This is a genomic window from Streptomyces sp. HPF1205 (genome assembly GCF_020400825.1).
GTDB lineage: Bacteria > Actinomycetota > Actinomycetes > Streptomycetales > Streptomycetaceae > Actinacidiphila.
This window is the reverse complement of the sequence record NZ_JAINVH010000115.1, coordinates 1-1,143: the sequence shown is the minus strand read 5'-3', so window position 1 is coordinate 1,143 and position 1,143 is coordinate 1. Positions and strand designations below refer to the sequence as shown.

Annotated in this window: 1 pseudogene; it reads left to right on the top strand. The window is 65.9% G+C overall.

Annotated elements, in window-relative coordinates:
- Positions 1-63: 63 nt before the first annotated feature.
- Positions 64-1,143 (top strand): annotated as a pseudogene (locus tag K7G61_RS35875) (hypothetical protein); the annotation flags it as partial.

Here is a 1,143-nt window from a genome sequence, read left to right as displayed (position 1 = left end):
GCGTCGGCGGCGACGAAGTCGTTGAGTGTGGACCTGAGTTCGTCGCGGGGTCCGTCGACGGGAGTGGGTGAGGGCTTCCTGTACGGCATCAACCAGGACGGCTCCCAACCCGCCGACCAGTACCTGCAACCCCTGAACATCACCGCCTTCCGCGGCGGCGGCTGGTTCTCCGGCGGCTGGATCAAGGACAACTACACCTACGGCTCCGCCACCAAAGCCGACATCGCCGCCATCACCTCCCAGGCCCGCCGCCTGACCCAACCCCCCTACCACGCCCAATACCAAGTCCTCGTCAGCGACCTGTGGGGCAACAACGGCGGCCAACCCGCAAACGAAACCTACCCCTGCGACAACGGCAACTGCACCAACTGGACCACCTTCATCGACACCACCGTCACCGCACTCCAAGCAACCGGCCTCCCCTTCGCCTACGACATCTACAACGAACCCGACATCTCCGTCTTCTGGACCCGCGGCATGAACAGCCCCCAGTACTTCCAAATGTGGGACACCGCCTACCGCGAAATCCGCCGCCTCGCCCCCAACGCCACCATCGTCGGCCCCTCCCTCGCCTACACCCCCCAATCCAACCCCGGCGAATGGAACACCTGGCTCGCCCACGTCAAAGCCGCCGGAACCATCCCCGACATGATCACCAACCACGACGAAGGCGACGTCGACGACCCCGTCACCGTCTCCCAATCCCTCAACAACGCCCTCACCACCGCCGGCATCCCCACCCGCCCCCTGTCCGCCAACGAATACCAGCCCGCCGACCGCCAAACCGCCGGCGTCACCGCCTGGTACCTCGCCCGCTTCGCCCAATCCGGCTACACCAACGCCATGCGCGGCAACTGGGTCTGCTGCATGACCCCCAACCTCACCGGCGTCCTCAGCCAAACCAACGGAACCTGGCAACCCAACGGCAACTGGTGGGCCATGCGCACCTACGCCGACATGACCGGCACCCTCGTCAAAACCAACGGCCAGGACGGCTCCACCGCCATCTCCGCCGCCACCGACCCCACCAACAAACGCGCCGTCGCCATCATCGGCGACAGCAACGGCTACACCGGCGCCGCCAACATCACCTTCAACGGACTGTCCTCCCAACCCTGGCTGACCACCAACGGCACCGTCCAC